Origin of the sequence: Capnocytophaga sp. oral taxon 903, assembly GCF_013394785.1 — a bacterium.
Lineage (GTDB): Bacteria > Bacteroidota > Bacteroidia > Flavobacteriales > Flavobacteriaceae > Capnocytophaga > Capnocytophaga ochracea.
On record NZ_JABXYW010000002.1, the window covers coordinates 108,240 to 129,100 of the forward strand.

21 protein-coding genes and 2 pseudogenes are annotated in these 20,861 nt (G+C 38.5%); 9 read left to right on the top strand and 14 right to left on the bottom strand.

Features of this window, described 5'->3' with window-relative positions; translation table 11 throughout:
• Positions 1–13: 13 nt before the first annotated feature.
• The 14 genes and pseudogenes from HW279_RS00535 to HW279_RS10920 form a co-directional block, all read right to left on the bottom strand.
• Positions 14–370, bottom strand: a complete 357-nt coding sequence (locus tag HW279_RS00535; RefSeq protein WP_111972636.1) for a 4Fe-4S binding protein — start codon at positions 368–370, stop codon at positions 14–16.
• Between the two features lie 593 nt (positions 371–963).
• On the bottom strand, positions 964–1,092 hold the full coding sequence (locus tag HW279_RS10910; RefSeq protein WP_255495741.1) for a hypothetical protein: 129 nt from the start codon (positions 1,090–1,092) through the stop codon (positions 964–966).
• A gap of 314 nt (positions 1,093–1,406) precedes the next feature.
• Positions 1,407–2,756: a cell envelope integrity protein CreD gene (gene creD, locus HW279_RS00540; protein WP_178957564.1), complete on the bottom strand. Its 1,350-nt coding sequence runs from the start codon at positions 2,754–2,756 to the stop codon at positions 1,407–1,409.
• A gap of 137 nt (positions 2,757–2,893) precedes the next feature.
• The gene (locus HW279_RS00545) at positions 2,894–3,196 is read right to left on the bottom strand and encodes a winged helix-turn-helix domain-containing protein (protein ID WP_178957565.1); all 303 of its coding nucleotides are present in this window, start codon (positions 3,194–3,196) and stop codon (positions 2,894–2,896) included.
• Between the two features lie 38 nt (positions 3,197–3,234).
• Positions 3,235–3,696, bottom strand: a complete 462-nt coding sequence (locus HW279_RS00550; protein ID WP_178957566.1) for a hypothetical protein — start codon at positions 3,694–3,696, stop codon at positions 3,235–3,237.
• An 11-nt stretch (positions 3,697–3,707) separates the two neighbouring features.
• A pseudogene (locus tag HW279_RS00555) lies at positions 3,708–4,480 on the bottom strand (hypothetical protein).
• A 16-nt stretch (positions 4,481–4,496) separates the two neighbouring features.
• A complete protein-coding gene (locus tag HW279_RS00560; protein WP_178957567.1) occupies positions 4,497–5,147 on the bottom strand; it encodes a hypothetical protein in 651 nt (216 codons plus the stop codon).
• 180 nt (positions 5,148–5,327) lie between these two features.
• A pseudogene (locus tag HW279_RS00565) lies at positions 5,328–8,254 on the bottom strand (M16 family metallopeptidase).
• A gap of 84 nt (positions 8,255–8,338) precedes the next feature.
• Positions 8,339–8,674: a 2Fe-2S iron-sulfur cluster-binding protein gene (locus HW279_RS00570; protein WP_002672959.1), complete on the bottom strand. Its 336-nt coding sequence runs from the start codon at positions 8,672–8,674 to the stop codon at positions 8,339–8,341.
• Positions 8,675–9,787: an RHS repeat protein gene (locus tag HW279_RS00575; protein ID WP_178957568.1), complete on the bottom strand. Its 1,113-nt coding sequence runs from the start codon at positions 9,785–9,787 to the stop codon at positions 8,675–8,677. It abuts the gene before it with no gap.
• Positions 9,788–9,819: 32 nt separating this feature from the next.
• Positions 9,820–10,173, bottom strand: a complete 354-nt coding sequence (locus HW279_RS00580; RefSeq protein ID WP_002672961.1) for a hypothetical protein — start codon at positions 10,171–10,173, stop codon at positions 9,820–9,822.
• Complete coding sequence (locus tag HW279_RS00585) at positions 10,163–10,414, bottom strand: hypothetical protein (protein ID WP_178957569.1); 252 nt, start codon at positions 10,412–10,414, stop codon at positions 10,163–10,165. The genes HW279_RS00580 and HW279_RS00585 overlap by 11 nt, the downstream gene beginning before the upstream one ends.
• Before the next feature lie 65 nt (positions 10,415–10,479).
• Positions 10,480–11,538 carry an NAD(P)/FAD-dependent oxidoreductase gene (locus HW279_RS00590; RefSeq protein WP_178957570.1) on the bottom strand — a complete coding sequence of 353 codons (1,059 nt, stop codon included), beginning with the start codon at positions 11,536–11,538 and terminating at the stop codon, positions 10,480–10,482.
• Between the two features lie 297 nt (positions 11,539–11,835).
• The gene (locus HW279_RS10920) at positions 11,836–11,964 is read right to left on the bottom strand and encodes a hypothetical protein (RefSeq protein WP_255495744.1); all 129 of its coding nucleotides are present in this window, start codon (positions 11,962–11,964) and stop codon (positions 11,836–11,838) included.
• Between the two features lie 228 nt (positions 11,965–12,192).
• On the opposite strand from HW279_RS10920, the gene HW279_RS00595 reads away from it, so the two are divergent.
• The 9 genes from HW279_RS00595 (at position 12,193) to HW279_RS00635 (ending at position 20,848) form a co-directional block, all read left to right on the top strand.
• A complete protein-coding gene (locus tag HW279_RS00595) occupies positions 12,193–13,128 on the top strand; it encodes a DUF368 domain-containing protein (protein WP_317165701.1) in 936 nt (311 codons plus the stop codon).
• 1 nt (position 13,129) lies between these two features.
• Positions 13,130–14,461, top strand: a complete 1,332-nt coding sequence (locus HW279_RS00600) for an MFS transporter (RefSeq protein ID WP_178957572.1) — start codon at positions 13,130–13,132, stop codon at positions 14,459–14,461.
• Positions 14,462–14,463: 2 nt separating this feature from the next.
• A complete protein-coding gene (locus HW279_RS00605) occupies positions 14,464–14,691 on the top strand; it encodes a hypothetical protein (protein ID WP_012796932.1) in 228 nt (75 codons plus the stop codon).
• Between the two features lie 112 nt (positions 14,692–14,803).
• On the top strand, positions 14,804–15,130 hold the full coding sequence (locus tag HW279_RS00610; protein WP_178957573.1) for a YtxH domain-containing protein: 327 nt from the start codon (positions 14,804–14,806) through the stop codon (positions 15,128–15,130).
• Between the two features lie 6 nt (positions 15,131–15,136).
• Complete coding sequence (locus tag HW279_RS00615; protein WP_178957574.1) at positions 15,137–15,505, top strand: phage holin family protein; 369 nt, start codon at positions 15,137–15,139, stop codon at positions 15,503–15,505.
• Positions 15,492–15,734, top strand: coding sequence for a DUF6327 family protein (locus HW279_RS00620; RefSeq protein ID WP_002672980.1), 243 nt, complete (start codon positions 15,492–15,494; stop codon positions 15,732–15,734). The genes HW279_RS00615 and HW279_RS00620 overlap by 14 nt, the downstream gene beginning before the upstream one ends.
• 17 nt (positions 15,735–15,751) lie before the next feature.
• Positions 15,752–17,041 (top strand): rod shape-determining protein RodA, encoded by a 1,290-nt coding sequence (rodA, locus tag HW279_RS00625; RefSeq protein ID WP_178957575.1) that lies wholly within the window; start codon positions 15,752–15,754, stop codon positions 17,039–17,041.
• 2 nt (positions 17,042–17,043) lie between these two features.
• On the top strand, positions 17,044–18,804 hold the full coding sequence (locus HW279_RS00630; RefSeq protein WP_178957576.1) for a MutS-related protein: 1,761 nt from the start codon (positions 17,044–17,046) through the stop codon (positions 18,802–18,804).
• A 424-nt stretch (positions 18,805–19,228) separates the two neighbouring features.
• The gene (locus HW279_RS00635) at positions 19,229–20,848 is read left to right on the top strand and encodes a CTP synthase (protein WP_012796935.1); all 1,620 of its coding nucleotides are present in this window, start codon (positions 19,229–19,231) and stop codon (positions 20,846–20,848) included.
• Positions 20,849–20,861 lie beyond the last annotated feature (13 nt).

The window sequence follows — 20,861 nt, forward strand, 5'->3', positions numbered from 1 at the left end:
TTTTTTTGTAAAACTACGCTTCTTCGTCGTGAATAAAGCGTTTTTTAGCCAAAAGTTCTTCTTCTGTTTCTTTGTAGGCATCATCGGGCACACAGCAATCCACAGGACATACAGCAGCGCATTGGGGTTCATCGTGAAAACCAATGCATTCAGTACACTTGTCTGCCACGATAAAGTAAATATCATCACTGATAGCTTTCTGGGGCTCGTCCGCGTCTACTTCCAATCCGCTCGGTAATACCACACGTCCCTTTAAGGTCGTACCATCGCTATAACGCCAATCGTCAGCACCTTCATAAATAGCATTGTTAGGACATTCGGGTTCGCAAGCCCCGCAATTGATACAGTCGTCAGTTATTATTATAGCCACTTGAGTTTTATGTTTTTAGTTATGAATTATCAGTTAAAAAGGGTGCAAAGATAATACTTTTATTTCTATTATTCAACAACTACCCATAATCACCTTCTACAAACTCCACTTTTCCTACTATTTTGCAAGTCTTATCCTTCATCATTTCTCCACCTTTCCTTCGTTCATTGTTTGTCTTTTGTTCGTTCTTCCTTCGTCTTTTGTTCGTCTTTTGTTCGTCTTTTGTTCGTCTTTTGTTCGTTCTTTGTTCGTTCTTTGTTCGTTCTTTGTTCGTTCTTTGTTCGTCTTTTGTTCGTCTTTTGTTCGTCTTTTGTTCGTCTTTTGTTCGTCTTTTGTTCGTCTTTTGTTCGTCTTTTGTTCGTCTTTTGTTCGTCTTTTGTTCGTCTTTTGTTCGTCTTTTGTTCGTCTTTTGTTCGTCTTTTGTTCGTCTTTTGTTCGTCTTTTGTTCGTCTTTTGTTCGTCTTTTGTTCGTCTTTTGTTCGTCTTTTGTTCGTCTTTTGTTCGTCTTTTATTCGTTCATTGTTCGTCTTTTGTTCGTCTTTTGTTCGTTCATTGTTCGTTCATTGTTCGTTCATTGTTCGTTCATTGTTCGTTCATTGTTCGTTCTTTGTTCGTTCTTTGTTCGTTCTTTGTTCGTCTTTTGTTCGTTCTTTGTTCGTCTTTTGTTTATCTGCCTGTGCGGCTCGCACCGTCTTTTGTTTATCTGCCTGTGCGGCTCGCACCGTCTTTTGTTTGTCTTTTCTTCATCATTCGTTCATCACTCTTTCATTTTTGTGTCGCTACATTCCCCCTCTTTGAGGAAGCCAGCGAAAGCTGGGTATGTGTAAGGGGGAGGTTTTCTTCGTCTTTTGTTCATCTGCCTGTGCGGCTCGCACCGTCTTTTATTTGGTTACTCTTTGTTTAGTTGCCTATCGTGCTACGACCTCATATCGTCATCGATTTAGTATTATTGGAATTATTGGCATTTTTGGCATTATGGTATTAAAAAAGGCTGCCAGATATTCTCTAACAGTCCTTTTTACCTTTTACCTTTTATCTATTTACCTGAATCCGACCATTCCACCTTCCGCGACACGTACATCACAATAGCCAAAATGGTAAATAAACCTATGCTTCCCACTAATAAAGCATAACTTTCCAGCTGAATAATCACGTAAATAAAACCGTAGAGTGCTGCTAATGAAAGTCCTATAAAAGTAGGAAACTTCTTGTTTTTCAGTATAGAAACCGAATACAAACTGATAAGTCCTACCGTCATTACCGACGATATAAAGTAAGCAAACGAGAAGCTACTGTGTTCTGTAATCGATATAAGCAAAGTATAGAACAACACCAATGCCAAGCCTATCATTGAGTATTGGAAAATGTGAATCTTTATCTTACTAATGCTTTGTATCAAGAAGAATATCAAGAAAGTGAGAAATATCACCAAATAACCGTATTTAGTAGCGCGTTCATTCTGCTGATATTGGTCTACGGGAATGATAAAATCTACATCGTAAGTGTATTGCGAAATGTTCGGCAAACTCCCAAACGATTGTTGTGCAAACGGACGATTGATGTGCAACACCTTCCACGAAGCGTTAAACCCATTGCCGTTTATCTGTTTTTCATAAGGCAAAAAGTTTCCTGTAAAGCTGGGGTTAGCCCAGTTAGAGGTAAGGGTACTCTCGGTAGTCTTCCCTATGGGCACAATGGCTATTTTCTTACTACCGTCGTACTGCACCGTAAAACTAAACGAAGGATTAGCCAAAAACTCCTGATAGTTGATAAAACCTGTTTCAAGCGATGCCACCTCATTAGCCTTACTATCATTTTCATAGTAATAATCCTCGTCGTCTTTTTGCTCATAGATAGGTTCAAAAGCGTAATCCTTGCCACCTAATTGAATGCTTACCCCATTCTTAATACTTGCGAGGTTAGTAGTGCGAATGAGAATCGTAGCCTTATCCCAACTGATATCTTCGTTAGGAATTCCTTTGGCTATAAAATTAGGCGCCACATAACTACCCGTAAAGTCCATAGACGCATTAAACACCACCGATTCGTAGTTGTTGCGCTTCTTCACCTCAGTCTTTACATTCGAAGTATTTTTGAGTTCCTCGGGGAAGAAATAAGCGTACTGTGTCTCAAAAGCGTTTTTGTTCTTGTCGCTGTACACTTTGTAAGGAATTTTGAGGATAGGTCCATAGAAAAAGACCTCGCGCCCCCACTTGCTATCAATTTCATTGATAACCTCCTCCTGACGTTCTTTGCGCTCTCTCACTAAGTTTTGCACTAATAAGAGCGGAATGAGCAATACCAAAGTAAGTGCCCCAATAAGCACCAAACGAAAAGTGTTTGATTGCCATACATTAGATGTTGTTGATGGTTTTTCTGGATACATAATATTTGAATTTACAATTAATAATTCACACTAAAGCACTTTGCGTTTCAAAGTGTATCTATAAAAAAGAAAGGAGTTAATGTTTCTCCTTTACGGATTGTCCCCTTCGGGGGTTCGGGGGCAAATCGACAAATCTGCTAATTTCCTAATTTCCCAATAATCTTCTCGAGTGCATTCAAATGTTCTTGAAAAGCCTCTTTTCCCTTTTCAGTTACCTTATAACTTGTATTCGTCTTCCTTCCCACAAACGATTTTTCAATAGTGATATACTCTTCAGCTTCCAAGGCACGGGTATGGCTTGCCAGATTGCCGTCGGTTACCCCTAAGAGTTCTTTCAGGGTATTAAAGTCGGCACTGTCATTAACCATCAACACCGACATTATGGCTAAGCGAATGCGGTGGTCAAAAGTCTTATTGATATGTGCTAAAAAAGTCTTCAATTCAGATATCAGATATCAAGTGTTAGGGATTAAAACTATTATTTTTTAGGTTTGATATAGAAATTTTTGTCGCTCAAAATATTAGTAATCATATATTTCCCTTTGTTATTTTTCTTCAATTGATAATCTACACAAGTTTTTTTATTTTCCCAATCGGAGAGCAAAAAACATACTCTATATCTATCATTACCTAAAGAGGTAATTTTCAAACTGCGATTAAGAGTTTTTGCTTCATAGTCTTGTGCTTGTATAAAAGGGTCATATCCTGGTGAATCGTCTTCACCTAGTGGAGAGGGAGGAAATACTTTATCGAACAATTCCTTAGATACATATTTTAAAAATTGCTCTTCTTTCCTTCCTAAATTATCATCGTATATTACTTTGTAAAAATCCTTCAAAGTAGCAATAGCCTTTTGTGTATCAGTACTTTCATTTTGGGCTTTTAAAACTGTTACTCCAATAAGGAAAAATAGTGTTGTGATAAAAATTTTTGCTTTCATAATATTTTATTCTATCCGTCCCACCCTATATCAGTGATTTCTTTGTCGTCAAAATCTATTTCTAACGAATGGTCAGGGGTAAAAATATCCCCAGCAGATATATGAGCAGCGACTCCTGTACTCCAAACATTCATACGACTCCTGTACTCCAAACATTCATACGACCTCTATATACCTCTAAAGTATCATACCAATTATCATCAGCTTGAGGTGTATATTCAGTACAATGCTCATTATAATAGCTAAAGAGTGTCTCCTTAGCATCTGAAAGCCACTCTAAGTATTCTTTTATACTATGCAAACAACTTTCTAAAGGAGTATCTTTGTTTACAAAGAATGAAAAATACTCTCCTTCTACCTCTTTGTTAAAAATAACTACTTTTTTCTTTGAGAGTATATACTCGCATTCCGACTTAAAATCTTCTACTTTTTTGAAATCACTAATTTGAAAAGGTTGCTGTTTTTGCTTTGCTCTCAGTTTACGAATATCCTTGATACAAAAAGTGTTGTTATGTGTTTTAGCTTTGTCTGCTAAAACGGAGAACTTGCTTTTCTCCTTATAATTAGTAAGGTCGGCAATACGTGCGAAAGTCTCATAAGCCGAAAGGTGGTATTCTAATAGGGTGTACGTATTAGCGAGGATACGCTCTTCCTCTTTAGTGTGCTGGGTTTTAGCTTGCAAGTCGTACAACAAGTCGTATAATGCGATAGCTCCTTCGTGAGAGCCTCCTGCTTTGCGAAAAGCATTAGAAGCATCTATATAACGTTTTAAGATTTCGGTCATAGTATCATACTCTATTCTACTCCTTTTGTAGATTGTCCTCCTTCGGGGGTTCGGGGGCTCGTTCGTATTTAAAGTGCATAATGCCTCCATAGAGAACGTGGCAGACACCAAAGCCCAATGTCCAGAACAAAAGTCCGTAACCAGGGAAATATACCGCTAACAAGCCTAACACAATCTCAGTAATTCCCAAATAATGTACATCTCCAAAGGTGTATTTACTCACATTCACACACGCCAAACCGTAAAAAATAAGCGTCATTGGCGCAAGCAGTCCGTAGTACCCATTTTTGATGAGCAATACACTGAGTAGCCCACCCGTAAGTAGCGGAATAGCAAAGTTGTAAAGAGCCCTTTTGGCGGTAGCATTCACAAGGCTTTCTCCATTGCGCTTCGCCTTACGTGCCGAAAACAAGTAAGCCGTCAGCAATGAGGCTACAAGCACCGCTAATGCAATTGCCATAATAGCTTTAAAGGTACGACTTTCTATAAGCACATAAGGATAATAGATGTAATGATGTTCCAACAACATATATACCCCTGCCGCACCTATCAGGGCATACACACCTGCCAATACCCCCGAAAGTCCGCTAAGCGAAAGAAAAAGGGTAGACTTACGCATCATCTGGCGTATCTCGTGTAGGTCATTTAAGTATTTGTTCTCTTCCATAATGAAGTACTTTGTGGCGCAAAGTAACGAATAATAATAATAACTACCAAATATTTTTATCACAAATCTTTAAAATATTTTAGATGAGTATTGTAAATGAGTGTATTATATATAAGTAATCAGTGTTAAAGTCGCACAACTTTAACACTGATTATGAGAAATAAAAAATAATTTCTTATTCTAATATCCGAAGAGTTCTTCTAATGAAAGCTTCTTAAAGTCTCCTATTTTTTGGAGGTCATCTTTTGATAGTTTCTTTTCAGAAGCTAAAATTACATAAGTATAAGGTTTTTTAGAAAGGTATTTGTCGTGGAAAGCTTTGATATCTTTCATTGTAATACCATCTACATTTTGATATACTTGCTTGCGTATATCGTCTTTAAGACCCAATTCTTGTGCGGCTAAATAGCTATAAATAATACCGTCTTGTGTAATGCGCTCGGTTTCTATTTCTTGCTTGATTTGTAGTTTAGCTAATTGGAGATTAGCAGGCAATTCAGGCATTGTATTGAGCAGTTCATTCATTGCTTCAACGGCTTCTTTAAACTTATCAGCTTGTGAACCTACATAGGCAAGCATATAGTATTTATCAGCTTTCTTTCTTGGGGAAGCGTAGAAACCATAAGTGCTATATGCCAAAGCTTTACTTTCGCGAATGGTTTGGAATACCAAAGAGCCCATACCCCCACCGAAGTAGTTGTTGAACGCACTAATTACAGTGCTTTCAGCTGGATTGAAAGGAACGGTATTGCGTATCCAACGGGTTTCAGCTTGTACCATTTCATAATCGGCAAAGAGAACTTGGTTCTTAGCTTGCTCTACTTGTTTAAACTCTTTTTTAGGAGCTACCTTGGCAAACTTAGCAGGCACTTTATGCAAAGTTTTTAGTTTATTAGTAAGTTCTGAAAGGGTAACAGGTCCATAATAAATAACTGTTTGCTCTACATTGTTTAGGTTTTTGAGTTTATCTACCAACTCTTTCCCTGTAATAGCCTCAATTTCGGCATCAGAGAAGGTGTAGTTATATTTGTTTTTAGCCCCATACATTGCATAATTTGTTAAAGCTTGCATAATAGCATTTCTATTAGCTTTGGCATCTATACGCGATTTAACTACACGAGCTTTCAAGGCTTTAAGGGCTTCTTCATCTACTTTAATATTGGCAATAAAGTCTTCGTAAAGTTTCACTGCTGCTTCAAAGTTTTCTTGTAAACCTTCTATATTTACAGTAGTATACTCGTCACCGTTTGAAATTCTAAAGCTTGAAGCTATTTTATAGAATTCTTTGGTAAGCTGTTCAGCTGATTTTTTATCAGTACCCAAAAACTGACTATAATTAGCAGCCATTGCTAATTTCAAATCATTAAGAGTACCTACTTTATAACGGAAAGTAAGACGATACAATTCATTGTCTTTGTTTTGCACGTAAAGTATTTCTGCTTTGCCTAATTTTCCTTTTTGTAGGTCTTTATTATAATCTAAGAAAACAGGCTTTACAGGAGTACTTGGCATCTCGTTCACCATTTTCACAAAAGCTGATTGTTTATCGGCATTGGTTTCAACGGGAGTAATAGCCGGTTTTTCAATCTTCTCTACATTAGGGCGAGTTCCTTTCTCTTTATACACAACTACGTAGTTATTACCGAGGTATTTATTGGCAAAAGCTACGATATCAGCTTTGGTGAGTTTAGAAAGGTTGTTCACATACGCTACTTGGTCTTTCCAGTCTAAGTTATCAGTAAAAGCTGACATTAGCATATTAGCGCGGTTGCCATAAGACTCAGTCCCTTGAATGGTTTGCTTTTTCAAGTTGTTGATGATAGAAGGAATAAGGTCATCATCAAAGTTACCTTTTTAAGGTTTTCTATTTCCCCCAACATAAGGTCTTTCACTTGTTCTAACGACTGCCCTTGTAGAGGTTTCCCTGAGAGGTATAGTACACCATAGTCTATAAGTGTATAAGCAAAGGCACTTGCCCCAAGGAGTTTTTGTTTTTTTACAAGGTTCAAGTCAATAAGACCTGCTTTACCATTAGTAAGAATTTCTCCTACTAAATCGGCTAAAAGGGCATCTTTATCTTGGTTACCAGGCAAGCGGAATGCCATCGAAACGCTTTCGGCATCGGGTCCTACTACCTTCTTAATAATAGGTGCTGTAATAGGAGCTTCTTTCTCAAAAGTATATTGAGGCACTGCTTTGGGTTGCATATAGCTAAATGCCTTATCAATTTGAGCGATAACAGTATCAGGGTTGAAATCTCCTGCCAATATTACTGCCATATTGTTGGGCACGTAATAAGTATGGAAGTATTTGCGAATTTCTTTCAGTGAAGGATTTTTTAAATGCTCTACTGTACCGATAGTGGTTTGCAAGCCATAATTGTGCTTTTTGAATAGCTCAGAGAAAAGAGTTTCAAACACCTCGCTATTATCGCTATCCAAAGAGCGGTTTTTCTCTTCGTATACAGCTTCCAATTCAGTATGGAAGATACGCAGTACAGGGTTGCGGAAGCGTTCAGCTTGTACAGTAATGTACTTGTTGATAGCATTAGCAGGCACATCGTCAGTATATACTGTTTTTTCAAATGAAGTAAAAGCATTGGTACCTTGTGCCCCCATAGCAGTCATCATCTTATCGTACTCATTGGCGATAGCATACTTACTGGCTACTCCTGAAACCGAATCTATCAGTTTATAGATAGCTTTCCGTTTAGCAGGGTCTTTGGTGTGATTGTACTCTTCGTAGAGGGCGTCGATTTTGTCGAGTTCTACTTTTTCCTTAGCCCAATCAAGTGAACCGTATTTATCAGTTCCCTTAAAGAGCAAATGCTCTAAATAATGTGCAAGCCCTGTATTAGTAGCAGGGTCGGTTTTACTACCTGCTTTCACAGCTACATAGCACTGAATGCGAGGTTCTTTATTCGTAGGACTCAAAATAACTGTAAGTCCGTTTTTCAAGGTATAAAACCTTGCATTGGTGGGGTCGTGCGTTACATATTTATAAGTGTAACCGCCTCCTTGAGCTTCTTTCCACTCATAGTTTTGAGCGGAAGCACCGAATGTTATAGCTACTGTAAAGAGCCATAAGAATAGATTCCTTTTTAACATATTTGGCGAATTAATATTTAAACAGCGCAAAAGTAGTAATTTAATGCTCAACTACAAAATACTTCTCGATATTTTTTATCTTTCTTATGCAAATGGTGCTAATACCACTTCCAAACCATCTATTTCAGGTGTAATCGGAATTTGGCAACCTAATCTACTATTAGGCTTCACGTAAAAAGCCTCCGAAAGCATCGCTTCTTCTTCTGCTGACATCTCAGGAAGCAACACCTCTTCTGCATTCTGAATATAACACTGGCAAGAGGCGCACATTGCCATACCTCCACAGATGCCTATCTCGCCATCTTGGGCAATTTCATAAGCACGCATTACCTCCATAAGGTTCATATTCATATCAGTAGGGGCTTCTATTTCGTATAGAAGCCCCTCGCGATCGGTTATTTTAAGATGTATCTCGTTCATTTATTTTGCGGGGAAGTACTCTATTCTGCGAACGCGAGCACATATGGGCTTGTCGTTCTCAAACATTATAATCTGTGTCCAGTTACCCATTTTATCAAAAGTGTAACGGTATTTATAATTGAAATCAGGAGTAGTATAAGCAGTAAGCAAGTTGTGCTCATCATACACTTTGGTCGAGGCTACCCCTTTCCGTGTTTTAATAATCTGCGTCTCCCCAAATTTGTTAAACATATAATTCGTCTCTACGTAAAAGTTAGGGTCATCATTAGCCGTACAAATGGTCTGTATGAGTTGCCCTGCTTTGTTGTATTTGTGCTGGCATACGGTCTCTTGTCCTTCTTGGTTAATATACGTCGCTTTGGTTAAATTCTTATCCTTGTCGTATTCGTTCTCTGTTTTTAAAAACACATTCTTGTTGAGCACTTTTTCTTCTGTCTCGCTCACTTTGTTCATATTGTTGTATTTATACGACTTCTCTTTGGTGTACTCCGGACGTATTTTCTGTTCCAATACAAGGTTCTTCTGCTCATATCGTTGAATATCTTTCTCCAATGCCGATACGCTAGCTACCTTATTCTTCTCAATACAGTTACCTAAATCGTCGTATTTATACGTGATAGTGATAAGCCACTCATTGGTCACCCCATCATTCTCATCAATCTTTACCAACTGATTCTTCTCATTGTAAAAATACTGTCGGTTCACCGTCAGTTCTCCGTCTCCCAAGGTAAACACCGACTGACTTTTATTGATTTTTCCCTTCTTGTCATAAAAGAAGCGCATTCCTCCAAAAGGTCGATTTTCGGCATTATAGGTTTTAATTTCAAGATTGCGTCCTCCGTTGTCGAACAGATAAGATATATTCGTTTTAGAATGCTTCTTTTCGTCTTTTTCCACCTTCCATTCTTCGGAATAAGGAAAAACATTATAAGTGTTCCCATCAAAGGTTTTAGTACCTTTCGGACTCGCTTCCAGAAGAAATGAATAATCCTCTACTTTCTTTACTTTCCCTTTCAGTTGTAGGGATTTACTACCCAAAGTATCTATTTGGGCGTGTAGCGAAACACCACCTGCCAATAAGACACTTGCTAATAGTACATTTATACTCTTCATTTTATATTTAGTTATTAGTATTTTAGAAGTAATTATTCCGAATAGTATTCTTGAACGATTTCCTTTACGATATCCATATCCACCGTATCATATTCACTTTTGTCATAAATAACAGCAAAAAGAATATTTCTTGTTTCATCTTCCTCGTTTACATTCACGAGAACTTCGTGGGTGATAACACGCCCTCCTCCTCTTTTCCCCTTATTTTTAGAAGCTATTTCAAGACGTATCTTCTTATATCCTTCTCCTAAATCTGTTCCTAAAAAAGGATTTATCTCTATCTCTGCTTTAAGATTTTCTATATCTTTCTTCAGACTCTTATACTTTTTGCTCAACCTTTTAAGTTCTCTATCAAAAGTAGCAACTGATAAAAATTTACAATTCATTGAGGACTTCATCTAAATCACGCGCTTTCATTTTTCCCTCTCTTACCGCTTTCACTTCTTTTATTCCTTGCAAAAGCATCTTCTTGAATTTTTGTTCTTTAGGTGTGAGCGAACGTTTAGTTTTAGGCAACGCATCATCATCCTTTGTTTCTGTATACTGTACAAAACTAAGTTTTTTAGCATATTCCACAAAAGCCAATGCTGAAGCACTCGTCTCATTAATAGTTAGTGTTATGGGCATATCCTTTTATTTAATCATTAGTTTTTTTATTTCTTTTACCTTTTACCTCTTATCTCTTACCTCACCTAAATCGCTTTCACCACTGCCTTTTCAGCCTCTTTGCGAGACCCATCAAAACCGTCTATACCCACTACCGTAGTGTATTTTAACACGTATTTTTTATTAGGGTAAATGCGGTTGTACACACTTTGGCACATTAAGGTCGCTTCGTGAAAGCCACAAAGTATTAGTTTCAGTTTCCCTGGGTAAGTATTTACGTCGCCTATGGCGTATACTCCCTCTATACAAGTTTGATAGTCTAAGGCATTGTTCACCTTCACAGCATTTCTTTCAATCTCCACGCCCCACGTAGCAATAGGGCCTAATTTAGGAGTAAGTCCAAACAAAGGTATAAAAGCATCAGCTACAAGAGTTTCTCTTTCGCCCCCTTCCTGCTCCAATACTACCGACTCCAAATGCTTTTCTCCACCTAGTCCCACTACCTCATAAGGCGTTTTTAAGTTGATTTTCCCCGCCTCTTTGAGAGCTCTCACTTTTTCAACCGAATCCAATGCTCCGCGAAACTCATTACGTCGGTGTACTAAGGTAACCGAAGCCGTTGCTACTTTCTCGGCTAAGTAAATACTCCAATCGAGTGCTGAGTCGCCTCCTCCGGCTATCACCACGTGTTTGCCTGCGTAACTCTCGGGGTGTTTCACAAAGTAAGCCACTCCTCTATCTTCGTATTGTTCAAGGTTCGGCAGTTCAGGCTTGCGAGGTTCAAAAGTACCTAATCCTCCTGCAATACCTACAGCTTTCCCTTTTATTTGGGTGCCTTTATCAGTAGTAACCACAAAAGTATCATCATCATTTTTAGTAAGAGTCATCGCTGTTTCGCCAAGCGTAAATTCAGGCTGAAACTGCTTGATTTGCTCCATTAAATTATCCACTAATTCCGAAGCCCCTACACTCGGGTATCCTGGTATATCAAAAATAGGCTTCTTGGGGTACAACTCAGTAAGCTGACCGCCCACCTGAGGGAGCGTATCTATCAAATGACATTTTAACCTAAGCAATCCTGCCTCAAACACAGCAAACAATCCCGTAGGTCCCGCCCCTATAATGATGATATCCGTTTCTTTCATTCATTGTTATTTTGGGTGCAAAATTACTAAAAAAAACTGAAAAGCAAAAAGCAAAACAGCAAAATAAGTATATTTCCCGTATTTCTATTCACCAAAATACCTATTGATTACCAGCATCTTCTTAATACACCTTTTGCATACTATCCCATAAGGTTCATCTTTTGTCTCTCTGTTCGTACAGCCCGCACCGTCTTTGCCTCGCTACACTCCCTTTTCACAGTACACACTTTGCCAAAGTTTCAGACTTTGGTAAAGTTGAAAGTCCCCAATAATCTCTTTCTTACCTCCATTATATCCTTAATTTAAATCTGTCATTTGTTCGTTCATTGTTCGTTCATTGTTCGTCTTTTGTTCGTCTTTTGTTCGTCTTTTGTTCGTTGTAGAGCCACTGTAGACCCACTGTAGACCCACTGTAGACCCACTCATCGTTCGTTTATCCTATAAGCTTCTTATAAGCTTTATATAATCCTCTCCCAATTTCTCCATTAACCATTAACCACTAACCACTAACCATTAACCATTAACCACTAACCATTAACTTCGCTTCCAAAGTGAATAACAAAGATTTTTAAACTTCTATCTTTTTGGTCAATGAATATTATTTTATTACTTTTGCACCCGTTAAGTTCAATATTGAAACAGAAACCGTTCTTTATGAAACGTACATTTTTAGATTACTTTTTTATCACCCTCAAAGGGCTCGCTATGGGTGCTGCCGATGTGGTACCAGGAGTCTCAGGGGGAACTATTGCCTTCATTTCGGGTATTTATGAAGAGTTAGTCGATTCTATCAGCAAAGTAAACTTACAAGCCTTCAAACTCCTTTTTACAAAAGGGTTAGTTGCTTTCTGGAAACACATCAATGGGAATTTCTTTGTAGCTCTCTTTGCAGGGATAGGTATCAGTATCCTTTCGCTTGCCAAAGGTATGAAATGGCTGTTAGAAAATCACCCCATAATGGTATGGTCTTTCTTCTTCGGACTAATGATTGCAAGTGTCTTTTTCCTAACAAAAGAAATAAAACGTTGGAATCTCGCTGCTGTCTTAACTATGATAGTTGGAGGGATTGTTGCTTATATTATTACTGTTATTCCTCCTTTGGTAAATGGCAGTAACCAAAGTATTATCTTTATCTTTTTCTGTGGTGCCTTAGCCATTTGCGCTATGATACTCCCAGGTATATCAGGAGCTTTTGTATTGGTGCTTCTGGGGGCTTATCACACTGTTTTAGATGCGCTTAGTTCTTGGAATTTTAAAGTGATTGGCGTTTTTGCTATTGGGGCTATCACAGGTATTCTTAGCTTTTCAAAAGCCTTAAAATGGTTATTTGCTAAATTCCGAAACCTTACCTTTGCAGGACTCACAGGCTTTATTATTGGGTCACTAAACAAAGTATGGCCTTGGAAAGAAACTCTCGAAACAGACCCTACTAATGGCAGTGTGATATGGGAAAAAAGCATATCGCCTTGGGCTTTCAAAACAATCACCAATACCAATCCGCAAATCCTAACCGCTATCTTTTTGGCTATTATAGGTTTCTGTGTGATTTACTCTATTGAAAAGTTAGGCGCAAAACGCACTCAGAATTAATATGAAACCATTAGAACGAGGACATAAAAAACTACTCAATGCGTGGGCTTTTTACGATTGGGCTAACTCTGTCTATTCTCTCACCATTGTCTCTACTATCTTCCCTATTTTCTACGGATTGTTATTTCGCATTGCAAAGCTCACCCATATTGAGCTCTTTGGAATGGTGATTAAAAGCACTTCTGTGATTGCTTTTGTAACCGCTTTAGCTTTTGCAGTAGTGGTAGTTCTCTCCCCTATCCTCAGTGGTATCGCCGATTACTTAGGGAATAAAAAGAGCTTTATGCGCTTTTTCTGCTATTTAGGAGCTATCTCTTGTGTAGGGTTATATTGGTTTTCCTTAGAACATATTTACTTCGGACTCTTGTGTTATTTTTGTGGCGTAGTAGGCTTTTGGGGGAGTATCGTATTCTATAATTCTTATTTACCCGATATTGCTCTCCCTGAACAGTACGACGCCGTAAGTGCCAAAGGCTACAGCTTAGGGTATACAGGTAGTGTATTATTGCTTATTTTTAACCTCATAATGGTAATGAAACCACAATGGGTAGGCTTTGCTACTACTGATGCTGAAACTACTCTCACCACTATGCGCATCTCGTTTATTACAGTAGGAATATGGTGGATAGGCTTTAGTAGTATCCCTTTTTATTATCTTCCTTCTTATAAAAAAGGCAGAGGGGAGTTCAGCAAAAGTATTCTTTTCAACGGTTTTAAAGAACTGCGCAAAGTATGGCAATCTCTCTCAGCTTCTCCTCGTTTGAAGTGGTATCTTATTGCTTTCTTTGTGTACAGTATGGGTGTACAAACCGTTATGCTGATAGCCACTTATTTTGGAGAGCAAGAAATACAATGGGCAAACTCCGAAGAAAGCACTATGGGGCTCATTATAAGTGTACTCATTATTCAATTAGTAGCTATTTTAGGAGCACACCTTACGGTTTTAACAGTGCGCAAATGGGGTAATATTGCAGTGCTCATTGGACTTAATGTTATATGGGTAGGCATCTGTTTGCTTTCATATTGCGTATATAAACCTACTGAGTTTTATGTAATAGCTATTTTAGTAGGGCTTGTAATGGGGGGTATACAAACACTATCACGTTCCACCTATTCTGCTTACTTACCCGAAACTAAAGATACTACTTCCTTTTTCAGTTTTTACGATGTAACTGAGAAATTGGGTATTGTAATAGGAATGGGGGTTTATGGTATGATAGACCAATTTACCAATAATATGCGCAATGCTACTATTTCACTAATAGTTTTCTTTGTTTTAGGAATGTTACTGCTTTTTAAAGTGCGAAAAGTAAGTCGTGTAGCTAATGAATAATTATGAAGATATTTTCTGAATTTAGGTTTTTCCTTGAGAAATACGGCTTTGCAGTATCATCCCGTTTAGCCGAGAAGTTGGGAATGCGTGCCAAAGACGTTCGTATTGTTTTTATTTACGGCACCTTTGCCACCTTAGGAGCTTGGTTTGGTGTATATTTGCTTTTAGCATCACTTTTAAGAATTAAAGATTTGTTCTTTGCTAAACGCACCTCTGTATTTGATTTGTAATTATTTTTTTTTTAAAATTTGCACCTTTCAAAAATACTTTGTATATTTGTGCGTTTATTAGAGTATACTACTAATAACTCTAATCGTAAGTAAAACTAAAATTTATTATATTATGGCAAAAGCAGGAAACATATTATTAGGATTGGCAACAGGTGTTGCTATTGGAGTGGGCTTAGGTATTCTCTTTGCTCCTGATAAGGGTGAAGTCACCCGCGAAAAGATTAAAGATAGCCTGAGTGACAAGGCTGAAAAGCTAAAAGAACAACTTGACCGTTTAACTGAGAATGTAAAAGAAAAATCAGCTGAGCTAAAAGGTTCTTTGGAGGAAAAAGTAGACACTTTACTTTCCAAATCAAGCTATAAAGCCGAAGACGTGATTACTTTCTTAGAAAAGAAATTAGCCGCCTTAAAAGCAGCTAACGCTAAATTGCAGAAATAAGCACATATGTCTATCCACTCTATCAAAGAAACTTTTGAGGAAGTTCCTACAAAAGCAAGTTCTGCTCTCAATTCGCAAATAGCTTACTATAAACTATTCCTTTTTAGGTTTATAGGTAAATCGTCTTACGGACTTATAACCTTTTTTATAGTATCCTTTGCGAGTTTGTTGGTATTGTTCTTTTTGTCTTTCGCCGGAGCGTATGCTATTGGTGAAGCACTTGGTAGCAATGCCTTAGGTTTTGCTATTGTAGGAGCTTTCTATGTGTTGATTGCGGTAATAATATTGGCTTTCCGCAAAAAACTTATTGAAAAGCCTCTATTAGAAAAACTCTCTGAAATCTATTTTAAAGCTGAACCCGATGACGAAGAATAAAATCTATAGCTCTTTTGAAGAAATTGATAACGACCTTAAAATACTGCGCTTAGAAAAGGAAATAGACCGACTATCACTTACCAATCAAGTATCGGCAGTGGCAGAGAGTTTAACTCCTAAAAACTTACTTGCTCATACGTGGCTTTCTTTTTTGTTTAACGAAAGAAGATGGCTAAACTTAGCTATTGAATACGCTATGTTTTTCCTTTTCAGAAGAAAACGCAAATAACCCACTTATAACTTACAATGAGACATAGCCTTGTAAAGAACCTCGATTGGACTTCAGTAATACTATACTTACTATTGGTAATGTGTGGCTGGATAGCTATCTTTTCCACTACTTACAGCGACTTAAACGTTACTTCTATCTTCGACCTCAATCAGTTTTACGGAAAGCAGTTGCTTTTTATTGGGCTTAGTTTCTTGCTTATTATCTTTATCTTAGCCATAGATAGCAGGTTTTATATCAACTTTTCAGTAATATTCTACATCATTTCGATTATACTATTAGCCGGACTGTTTATTTTTGGTAAAGAGACAAATGGAGCTAAAGCTTGGTATGCTTTTGGCTCTGTTACGGTACAACCCAGTGAGTTTGCTAAAGTAGCTACGGCTCTTGCCTTTTCGCGTTATGTGAGCGATATCCACACCGATATTCGCCGTACTCCTGACCTCTTACGGGCTATTGCAATTATTTGTATTCCTGCCATACTCATCTTATTACAACCCGACGTAGGGAGCTTATTGGTGTTCTTTTCATTAGCTTTTGTACTTTTCCGCGAAGGTATGCCCTCTGCCCTACTCTTCTATCTATTTCTTTCAGGAGTAGTATTTGTTTCCTCACTAAAGTTTGGAACGACTTTCACTCTGTTTGCTTGTGCAGCTTGTATTGGATTTTACGGCTTTTGGCATAAGAGAAAAACAAAACGCATTCCGTTTCAAAATATATTTATTCTTTCTTTCTTATGTTTAGTAACTGCTTCAATTACCCACCCAGTATACGATAACGTACTCAAACAACACCACCGCAATCGTTTGAACTTATGGCTACGTCTTGAAACTGACCCTCAGAAGATAGCTGCAATGAAACGCGACTTTGCCTATAATACCAATATGGCTGAATCGGCGATAACCTCAGGGGGTACTTTTGGGAAAGGTTTCTTGGAAGGTACTCGTACCAAAGGTAGCTTTATCCCTGAACAACATACCGACTATATCTTCACAACCGTAGGTGAAGAATGGGGCTTTATGGGTACTGCCTTAGTGGTCATACTCTTCACATTTTTACTATTGCGACTTATAGTACTTGCCGAGCGACAGAAATCTAAGTTTAACAGGGTGTATGGGTATTGTGTGGTATCAATACTGTTTGTGCATTTCTGTATCAATGTGGGTATGGTGATTAGTTTAATTCCTACCATTGGGATTCCGTTGCCTTTCTTCAGCTACGGAGGTTCTGGGCTTTGGGCGTTTACTATTCTGCTCTTTATCTTTTTACGATTAGATGCTAACAGACTGAACGATTGGATTCGATAATAATGACGAATGACAAATTACGAATGACAACAAATTCATATAAAGAAAAACTTTCAGAGGCAACACAGCAATACCTAAAACTTACTAAACAATACAACCAAATTAGCTTCTTCCGATTAGCTGAAATGCTACTTATCATTTGGTCAGTATACAAACTTATAAAAGCTCCATCAGTAGTAATGGGGCTATTTTGTATGCTTACTATTGTGGTTTTTCTTCTTTTGATAGTAAAACACAAGAAAATAAGTGCGTTGCGCAGTATCGCCCAAACTAAAATACGCCTCAATGAGCAAGAAATTGCATTTTTAGAACAACATACTTTCTTCACCGATAACGGCAAAGATTTTCAAGAAGAAAACCACCCTTATGCTTACGATTTGGATATTTTAGGTGAACATTCACTTTATCATTATCTTAACCGTACGCATACTTTCTTAGGCAAAAAACTTTTAGCCAAGCGACTTCTCTCTCCTTCTTCTGAGGACATTATCAACACACAAGAACAGATAAAAGCACTCACTCCCGACCTAAGCTGGCGACAAACCTTTACTGCTTATGCTCAACAAATAGATGACAGCAAAGATTTTTACATTAAACTACGCACTTGGGCAAGCAGTACTGCGAAACTATTGAGCAAAACAATGCAATATACTCTCATTGTTCTACCTATATTCCTCATCATAAGTCTTTTGATAGGATATGGGAACGACAATGAACTACTAAAAAGCGTCGGAAAGCTCTTAATCACTGTAAACTTACTACTGTTTTTCTCTTTTATTGGTAAAATGACGAAAGAAAAACTCGGTTTTGAGCGTACTTATACGATGTTATATGCTTTTAAGGAGTGTATTGCGCAAGTAGAAGCGCGTTTCCCTGAGAAAAACAAACAAGCAAGCGCTAAAATAGCTCAACTTTCCCGATTGTTAGACGATTTGGATAACGTGAGTAATATATTAGTCTCTATACCCCTAAACCTTTTCTCTTTTTATCACGTACATCGTTATCAGCAACTTTTGCAATGGAAGGCGCAATATGCAAGCTGTATTGAAGAATGGTTAGAGTCGGTGGGGGAGACGGAAGTGCTGTGTAGTTTTGCTAATTTTAGTTATAACAACCCTGAATTTGTTTATCCTACCCTCAATAATGATTATGAAATAGCTTTTGAAGCTGTAGGACACCCGCTTATCTCTACTGAACATCGGATTACCAATGATATTACGCTGGGCGAGCACGCTTTTGTATTGCTTACAGGCTCTAATATGTCGGGTAAGAGTACTTTCTTGCGCACTTTGGGAGTTAATATGTTGCTTACCCTTGTTGGGTTACCTGTTTGTGCGCGCAGAGCCAATGTACGCCCTTTGCGTTTGCTCGTCTCTATGCGTCTTGCTGATTCGCTTAACGACGGCAAATCGTATTTCTTTGCTGAAATCAATCGTATACAGCAGATAATGGAGACCTTAGAGGACGAACGTTGCTTTGTACTCTTGGACGAAGTACTACGGGGTACTAATTCAGAAGACAAACAGTACGGCACTATTAAGATTATCGAACGATTGCTTTCCTTACAAGCTTTGGGTGTGCTGGCTACTCACGATATAGAAGTGTGTAAACTTACTGAACAATATCCTCATCAACTTCAAAATAAATGCTTTGAGTCTGACATCACCAATGGAGAACTCACTTTCGACTATAAGTTAAGAGAAGGTGTTTGCCAAAACAAAAATGCTACTTTCTTGATGAAGAAATTGGGAATCATTAGGTAATACCGAATTAATGCCAATAATACCAAAAATGCCAGAATACCAAATAAAGATTAGCAAATTAGCAGATTTGAGAATTAGCAAATAGGAAGTGTTGTTAATGGTGAATGGTGAAATTGGGAGAGGATTATAGGAAGCTTATAGGATAAACGAACAAAGAGTGGGTCTACAGTGGCTCTACAGTGGCTCTACAGTGGGTCTACAACGAACAAAAGACGAACAAAGAACGAACAAAAGACGAAGGAAGAACGAACAAAAGACAAACAATGAACGAAGGAAGAGTGTAGCTAAGTTAGTACTAAGTAGAAGAATACTTGAACGTGTAAGGCAAGTTTCTTCTTTTTTTTATGCCTTTAAACTAACATTTTAGGCTTTAAATATTGTTAGTTGGTAATTATTCACTACCTTTGCACCAAATTAAATAGAAATGGCAAATACCAAATATATATTTGTAACTGGGGGCGTAACTTCTTCTTTGGGGAAGGGCATCATTGCGGCTTCGCTTGCCAAGCTCTTGCAGGCTCGTGGCTATAGGGTGACGATACAAAAATTTGACCCTTACATCAATGTAGACCCTGGTACGCTCAACCCTTATGAACACGGCGAATGTTTCGTGACCGAAGACGGTGCTGAGACTGACCTCGACTTGGGACATTATGAACGTTTCCTAAACGTACACACTTCGCAAGCTAATAATGTAACCACAGGACGCGTTTACCAAAGCGTTATCGAGAAAGAACGCCGTGGTGAGTTCTTGGGCAAAACGGTGCAAGTAATACCACACATCACCAACGAAATTAAGGAACGCATTCAGATACTTGGCAAAACAGGCGAATACGACATTGTGATTACCGAAATAGGTGGTACGGTGGGCGATATTGAGTCGTTGCCTTATATAGAATCAGTAAGACAGCTTTTGTGGGACTTGGGAGAGCACAATGGCATCGTGATACATCTTACCTTAGTACCTTACCTTGCTGCGGCGGGTGAACTGAAAACCAAACCTACGCAACACAGCGTGAAAACCCTGATGGAAAGCGGTATTCAAGCCGATATACTGGTTTGCCGTACCGAACACGAACTTTCGGACGAGCTTCGATACAAGCTGGCGCTTTTCTGCAATGTGAAGCGAGAGGCAGTAATCCAGTCTATTGATGTGCCTACTATTTACGATGTACCCAATATGATGCTTTTAGAAGGGTTGGACAAAGTGACACTCAAGAAGTTGAACCTCCCTTGTAAAAACGAACCCGACCTCACCCAATGGAACACTTTTTTGCAACGCTACAAGAACCCCAAACACCGCATAAAAGTAGGGTTAGTAGGCAAATACGTAGAGTTACAAGATGCGTATAAGTCGATTTTAGAAGCCTTTATACACGCTGGAGCGGCGAACGAAGTGCGCGTGGATGTGGAGAGTATTCACTCAGAACACCTCAATGAAGAAAATATAGAAGCCAAATTAGGTCATCTGGACGCTGTGCTCGTAGCCCCAGGTTTTGGCGGTCGCGGTATTGAAGGCAAGATAAAAGCTATTGAATACGTGCGTGAGCACCGCATTCCGTTTTTGGGAATTTGTCTTGGAATGCAAATGGCAGTCATTGAATTTGCCCGACACATAGCTGGACTTAAAGGGGCTAATTCTACTGAGATGAACGAGCAAACGCCTTATCCGGTAATCAGCTTGATGGAAAGTCAGAAGGAAATTACTCACAAAGGAGGCACTATGCGCCTCGGGGCTTGGGCTTGCGAACTTAGCAAAGGCAGTAAGATATACGAAGCCTATGGCAAAAAAGAGATTTCGGAACGACATCGCCACCGCTATGAGTTTAACAACGACTACAAAGAACAGCTCGAAAAGGCAGGCTTGCAGTGTACCGGTATCAACCCCGATACGGGTTTGGTGGAAGTGATAGAATTGCCCAATCACCCTTGGTTTGTGGGCGTACAGTATCACCCCGAATACAAGAGCACCGTTGCCAATCCGCATCCGCTATTTGTAGCTTTTGTGAGGGCAGCCTTAAACAATAAACTAAAAAAGAACTAAAACACGGATAAAA